Here is a 6,171-nt window from a genome sequence, read left to right on the forward strand (position 1 = left end):
GCGCGGTCTGGAGCAGGTGCGGAAGGTGTTCGCCTGATGATCGACCAGCTGTACCAGGAGATCATCCTGGACCACTCGACAGCCTGCTCACCGGCCCGCAAAGCCAGCGCAGCCTCAGCCCGGCCCCCGCCCACCGACCCGGCCCCGGCAGCCGGACTCGCGACCCCGGCTGCCGGACTCCCGGCCAGAGCAGCGCGAGCCCGCCCCACCGCCTCACCCGTGAACCGGACCCGCTCCCGAGCCTGATCGAGATTCGCCGAGATGCCGGTGACCGTCGGTCCCGCGTACCGGTGGGTCAGGTCTTGCAGGGCCTCAGCCGCCGCCGGCAGGGCGGCCTCGACCGCCGCCCGGCGCCGGTCCACCTCGTCGGCCACCTGCTCCGCGCGGCCCTCCAGGTCGCGCAGCCGGTCGAATGCCTCGGACTCCGCGTCCAGCCGCTCGTCGGCGGCCCGGCACTTCGCGATGATCTCGCCGAGTGTGCGGCGGCGGGTCTCCTCGTCCGGCGCCGGCTCCTCTTCGAGCGTCATCCGCAGCCGGAACGCCTCGGCGACGTCCTGCCGGGACGCGTCCAGCGCAGCCCGGAACGGTGCCGTCGCCTCCGGGCCGTATTGCGCGGCGGCCAGCGCCAGCTCGCTCTCGCTGGCCCGCAGGTCGTCGTCGAGCTCGATGAGCAGGGCGTTGGCCGTGGCCGTCAGCTCCTCGGTCGGTGGGCCGGTGACCTGCGGCGGGGCCGGCCGGGCCCGGCGGCGGCGGCGCAGCAGCACCCAGATCAGCGCGCCCGCGATGATCACCGCGAGCAGGATCAGCACCCAGATCAGTGACCCGCTCGAGCCTGCGGCCGCCTCCGAATAGCCTTCTGCGGCGGCGATCACCGCGCCGGACCAGTCGCCGCGGGACAGCGCCGGCTCGATGTCGTTGCCGGCCACGTCGGCCAGCTCGGCGTTGGAGAAGCGGGAGTCGTCGGGGAACGAATACGCGTACGAGCGATCCCGGGTCGCCACCGCGAGCAGCGCGTCGCGCTCGCCCAGGTCGCTCAGCCGGGCTGTCTCGTCCGTCCAGGTCTGGGCCGGCGTGCCGTCGAAGGACTCCACGAACACCACGAAGAGCTGCATGCCGGTGTCGGACTGCAGCCGGGCCAGCGCCGTGTCGACCGCGGCCGCGCGGCTGCCCAGGGCGCCTGCCTCATCGGTCACCTGCGCCGGCACCCGCATCGGTGCCTCCGCCCAGGCCGGTGCGGGCACCAGGAGCAGGGCCAGGACGGCGAGCAGCGTGCGGCGCAGGACGGTCACCACCTCAACTTAGATCCTGGGTCCGACAACCCGCGCGGTGAGCCGGAGGTGAGAAGGTGGGAACCATGAGTCAGCGAGTCAACGGAGTCATCGCCCGGGCCAAGGGCGCGCCGGTCGAGGTGGCCACGATCATCGTGCCGGATCCCGGTCCCGGGGAGGCCGTGGTCAAGATCCAGGCCTGCGGGGTCTGTCACACGGACCTGCACTACCGCGAGGGCGGCATCAACGACGACTTCCCGTTCCTGCTCGGCCACGAGGCCGCCGGGATCGTGGAGTCCGTCGGCGCCGGGGTCACCGACGTCGTCCCGGGTGACTTCGTCGTGCTCAACTGGCGGGCCGTCTGCGGCGACTGCCGGGCCTGCCGCAAGGGCAAGCCGTGGTACTGCTTCAACACCCACAACGCGACGCAGAAGATGACGCTCGAGGACGGCACCGAGTTGTCCCCGGCGCTGGGCATCGGCGCGTTCGTGGAGAAGACGCTCGTGCACGCCGGCCAGTGCACCAAGGTCAACCCGCGGGCCCGGCCCGCCGCTGTCGGCCTGCTCGGTTGCGGTGTGATGGCCGGCATCGGCGCGGCGATCAACACCGGCGGGGTCACCCGCGGCGACTCGGTGGCCGTGATCGGCTGCGGCGGGGTCGGCGACGGCGCGATCGTCGGTTCCGCGCTGGCCGGGGCCACGACGATCATCGCGGTCGACACCGACCCGCAGAAGCTGGAGTGGGCCCGCAAGTTCGGCGCGACGCACACCGTCAACGCGCGCGAGCAGGACGTGGTCACTGCCGTGCAGGAGCTGACCGGCGGCCACGGGGCCGACGTCGTGGTCGAGGCGGTGGGCCGCCCGGAGACGTACAAGACGGCGTTCTACGCCCGCGACCTGGCCGGGACCGTGGTCCTGGTCGGCGTGCCGACCCCGGAGATGACCGTCGAGCTGCCGCTGCTGGACATCTTCGGCCGCGGCGGGGCGCTCAAGAGCAGCTGGTACGGCGACTGCCTGCCGACCCGCGACTTCCCCATGCTGACCGAGCTCTACCTGCAGGGCCGGCTCGACCTGGACGCCTTCGTGTCCGAGGAGATCCGCCTGGACCAGGTCGAGGACGCGTTCACCAAGATGCACCAGGGCGGCGTGCTGCGTTCGGTGGTGCTCTTCTCATGAGGGTCGACCACGCGGTGACGCACGGCACGTTCTCGCTGGACGGGGAGACCTTCGACGTCGACAACAACGTCTGGGTGGTCGGCGACGACGAGGAGTGCGTGGTGATCGACGCCCCGCACGACGTCCGGACCATCCTCGACGTTGTCGGCGGCCGGCGGATCGTCGCGATCGTGCTCACCCACGCCCACGACGACCACGTCCGGGTCGCGCCGGAGCTGGCCCGGCAGACCGGCGCCCCGCTGCTGCTGCACCCGGCGGACGAGGTGCTCTGGAAGCTGGTGCACCCCAGCGAGCCGATGCCCGCGCCGCTGGCCGACGGTGACGAGATCGCCGTCGCCGGTGAGGTGCTGCGGGTGCTGCACACGCCCGGACACAGCCCGGGCGCCGTCTGCCTCTACGCGCCGGCGCTGGGCTGCGTCTTCACGGGGGACACCCTCTTCCAGGGCGGTCCGGGCGCGACCGGCCGTTCGCACAGTGACCGGCCGACGATCGAGCGTTCGATCCGCGAGCGCCTGCTCACGCTGCCGCCGGACACGGTCGTGCACACCGGCCACGGCGCGGACACGACCGTGCGGGCGGAGGAGTTCTGAGCGCTCAGGCGGCCCGGGCGTAGGCGGGCACGCTGCGGTCGGCCAGCAGGTCGAGGGCGAGGGCGGCGGTCCAGCTGAACGTCGGGGCGCCGATCCCCGCCCCGGTCCGCGGGTGGTAGTACTCGAAGTGCCCGGAGGTGTGCACCAGCCGGATCATCGCCAGCCGCAGGTCCTCGGCCTCGTCGAGGTAGCCGTGCACGAGCATGCCGCGCCGCAGCAGCCAGTTGATGTTGATCCAGACCGGTCCGCGCCAGTACCGCAGCGGGTCGAAATCAGGCGCGGTCCGGTCGTAGCTCGGCACCGGCAGCCCGGTCTGCGCGGGCAGGCCGAAGCGCGGCGAGCCGGCCTCGGCCATGATCGCCTCGACCTGCCCGGCGGGCAGGCCGGGCAACAGCAGCGGCACCAGGCCGTTGACACACCGGGCCGGGCTGAGCGTACGGGTGCGCACGTCGCGCGACCGGAACGTGCGGGTCTCCGGATCGAACAGGTGCTCGGAGATCGCCCGGGTGATCCGCTTCGCGCGCTGCCGGTGCTGCACGGGATCCGCCCCGACCACCGCGGCGATGTGCGCCAGGGCCAGCTCGGCCGCCGCGAGGATCGTGTTGAACGACGGGCACTCCACCACGAACGCGTGCCGGTGGGCCAGCTCGACGTCCGAGTAGCCGCCGTCGCGGTAGTCGACCACCAGGCCGACGTACCGGGCGTAGTCGGCGTCGGTGGGCCGGTGCGCCGCGTCGGCGTTCTCGATGTCCCGCCGCCGGAAGCGTTGGAGCAGCGTCAGGTCGGCCGGCACGGCCGCCAGGGCGGCGTCCCAGGACGGGCTGTTGTCCAGCCCCGACTCCCACGGATGCACGATGCTGGCCAGCCCGTCACCGCCGGCGTCGCGGCGCCCGGTCAGGTATTCCTGCTGCGCGACCAGCCGCGGATAGAGCCAGGCGAGCTGGTCGCCGGCCTCGCGGGCGCAGGCCACGCCGTGCGCCGCGGCGCGCCGGTAGACCTCCCACGCGGCGAGCGCGTGCAGCGGCGGCTGCACCAGGCCGGTGCTGCCGCGGGCCGGGCGGCCACCGTACGCGGGCACGTTCCAGAAGCCCGGCCCCGGGAAGTAGTCGTCCTCCGCAGTACGCGGATCGAAGACGATGTGGGGCACCCGGCCGTCGGGCCACTGCGCCTCGAACAGGCTCCGCAGGTCGCGCCAGGCGCGCGTCGGGTTGACGTAGGCGAGCCCGACAGCGATGAACGCGGCGTCCCAGCTCCACTGGTGGGGGTAGAGGCCCCGCGAGGGAACCATGTGATCGGTGGACCAGTTGGTGTCGAGGACCTGAGCGGCGGAGTTCCAGAGATCTGCAGACATATCCGAATTCACAGCGGTGGGCGGCTCGAGCTTCGGGCAACGCATTCAGGTATAGCCCTTTCCGTCGCCGGGACCGGTAAACCCCTTCATCGGGTGCGCCCGGCTCGGATCAAGGAAAAACGGCTGCAAGCCCACCGGTACGGACATCTGGTACGCCGTACCCGGAATTGCGCTCAGCCGGCGTCGATGGCCAGCCACAACCGGCTGCGCCGGCCCGGCAGGTACGGCGAGTCGAGCCGTTTCGCAACGACGCCGGTCAGCCCCTGGGCCCGGGCGGTGTCGAGCGCGAAGGTGCCGCCACCCGGAAAGTACGGCGGGGTCTGCCAGTTGTCGCCGCTCACGTTCAGCCCGTCGAGCAGTTCCCGCCGTTCCGCGTAGCGCACCAGCTCCACCGTGGAATGGCCCTCCAGCCACAGCAGGTCGTAGGCCAGGAACTGCACCGGCGTCCGTTCCGCGGCGCGGCGGGCGGCCGCTGAATCACGCGGTGGCTTGCGGCGTTCCAGCAGCTCGGGCGCGATCCGGGGCCCGTCGAAGGCCACGATCTCCCCGTCCAGGACGGCCTCCAGCGGGGCCAGCGCCTCGCCCAGCGGGCGTAACTCCGGATACCACGAGGTCACGTCCGTGCCGTCCGCCGTAGCGAGCCGGACCCGGCCACCGGACACGTACACCAGGGTGCGGCGGCCGGCCCAGCTCAGCTCGTACCCCCAGTCCTCGTCGTCGGGTGGCAGCCCGGCGGCCCGGGCAGTGAGCATGGGCTCGACGGCCTCGGGCATGCTCTGCCAGCCCGGCTCGGCCGGGTCCATCCGGCGGACCATCCAGTCGTTGCCGCCGGTCTGGAAGAAGACGTAGCGCCCGCTGGTGCGCTCGCCGTGAAAAGTGACACCTATCTCGTCGTCGCGCCACTTGTCGGTCTCGTAGGTGCCGTGATCATGGATCGACATCCGGCCGCCGCCGTACTCGCCGGCCGGGATCTCGCCGGCGAAGGTGAGGTATTCCAGCGGGTGGTCCTCGGTGTGTTTGGCCAGGTTGTTGCGGCCGCGGTCGCGGGGCAGCCCGCGCGGGACGGCGAAGGAGACCAGCACGCCGTCGCGTTCGAGCCGCACGTCCCAGTGCAGGCTGCGGGCGTGGTGCTGCTGGATCACGAACCTGTTTCCGCTGGTCGGCCGGGGCCGGCCGCGGGGCACGGGCTCGGGGGTACGGCGGGCGTCGCGCTTACGCCGGTATTCGTCCAGCTGGTCGGTCACCACCCAATTGTCCGCCGGAGTTACACGGTTGTCATTCGGAGAACTTGTCGCACCCCCGTGCCAAGGTCTGGGGCATGTACGTCGAATGGGCCGCGAAGCTTCCGCATGTGATCGCGTGGCGCAGCACGGTCCCGCCGGGCTGCCCGCCGACGCGGATCCTGCCGGACGGCTGCATGGACCTGATCTGGCACGACGGTGCCGTCTTCATCGCCGGCCCGGACACCACCGCCCAGCTCGGCACCGCCCCTCCCGGCAGCCGCTTCTTCGCCCTGCGCTTCGCGGTCGGCACCGGCCCCGGCGTGCTGGGCATCCCGGCCGACGAGTTCACCGACCAGCAGGTGCCGCTCGACGCGGTGTGCCCCGCGACCGAGCAGCGCCGGCTGTCGGAGGCCACCGACCCCCTCGCCGCGCTCGAGGACTTCGCGCGGCGTCACTGGCAGGAGCCGGATCCGGCGATGGTCGCGGTGGCGGCCGGCGCCCGGGCCGGGCGCTTCGTTGGGGGGGCCGCGCCCTTGGGGGGGCGCCGCCGCGACGACCGGGCGG

The 6,171-nt window shown here is 72.6% G+C and carries 6 protein-coding genes; 3 read left to right on the forward strand and 3 right to left on the reverse strand.

Annotated features, from left to right (window positions below; translation table 11 throughout):
* Positions 1-1,289 (reverse strand): TPM domain-containing protein (locus AB0C29_RS29025; protein ID WP_360826531.1); only part of this gene is annotated, 1,289 nt, incomplete at its 3' end.
* 65 nt (positions 1,290-1,354) lie between these two features.
* On the opposite strand from AB0C29_RS29025, the gene AB0C29_RS29030 reads away from it, so the two are divergent.
* On the forward strand, positions 1,355-2,443 hold the full coding sequence (locus AB0C29_RS29030; RefSeq protein WP_360826534.1) for an S-(hydroxymethyl)mycothiol dehydrogenase: 1,089 nt from the start codon (positions 1,355-1,357) through the stop codon (positions 2,441-2,443).
* Positions 2,440-3,033, forward strand: coding sequence for an MBL fold metallo-hydrolase (locus tag AB0C29_RS29035; RefSeq protein WP_360826537.1), 594 nt, complete (start codon positions 2,440-2,442; stop codon positions 3,031-3,033). Before AB0C29_RS29030 ends, AB0C29_RS29035 begins: the two co-directional genes overlap by 4 nt.
* A gap of 4 nt (positions 3,034-3,037) precedes the next feature.
* On the opposite strand, the gene AB0C29_RS29040 is transcribed toward AB0C29_RS29035, so the two are convergent.
* Both AB0C29_RS29040 and AB0C29_RS29045 read right to left on the reverse strand, forming a co-directional pair.
* A complete protein-coding gene (locus AB0C29_RS29040) occupies positions 3,038-4,384 on the reverse strand; it encodes an MGH1-like glycoside hydrolase domain-containing protein (RefSeq protein WP_360826540.1) in 1,347 nt (448 codons plus the stop codon).
* A 173-nt stretch (positions 4,385-4,557) separates the two neighbouring features.
* Positions 4,558-5,628 carry a DNA polymerase ligase N-terminal domain-containing protein gene (locus AB0C29_RS29045; protein WP_360826543.1) on the reverse strand — a complete coding sequence of 357 codons (1,071 nt, stop codon included), beginning with the start codon at positions 5,626-5,628 and terminating at the stop codon, positions 4,558-4,560.
* A gap of 74 nt (positions 5,629-5,702) precedes the next feature.
* Between AB0C29_RS29045 and AB0C29_RS29050 the strand changes: the two genes are divergently transcribed.
* Positions 5,703-6,171: DUF6597 domain-containing transcriptional factor (locus AB0C29_RS29050; protein WP_360826546.1), on the forward strand; the 469-nt coding region annotated here is incomplete at its 3' end.

The organism is Actinoplanes sp. NPDC048791 (assembly GCF_040650095.1).
In the GTDB taxonomy this organism is placed as follows: domain Bacteria; phylum Actinomycetota; class Actinomycetes; order Mycobacteriales; family Micromonosporaceae; genus Actinoplanes.

Excerpts from the sequence above, each read along its gene's own strand:
- AB0C29_RS29030 (WP_360826534.1), top strand. The coding sequence starts at position 1,355 with ATGAGTCAGCGAGTCAACGGAGTCATCGCCCGGGCCAAGGGCGCGCCG.
- AB0C29_RS29035 (WP_360826537.1), top strand. The coding sequence starts at position 2,440 with ATGAGGGTCGACCACGCGGTGACGCACGGCACGTTCTCGCTGGACGGG.
- AB0C29_RS29040 (WP_360826540.1), bottom strand. The coding sequence starts at position 4,384 with ATGTCTGCAGATCTCTGGAACTCCGCCGCTCAGGTCCTCGACACCAAC.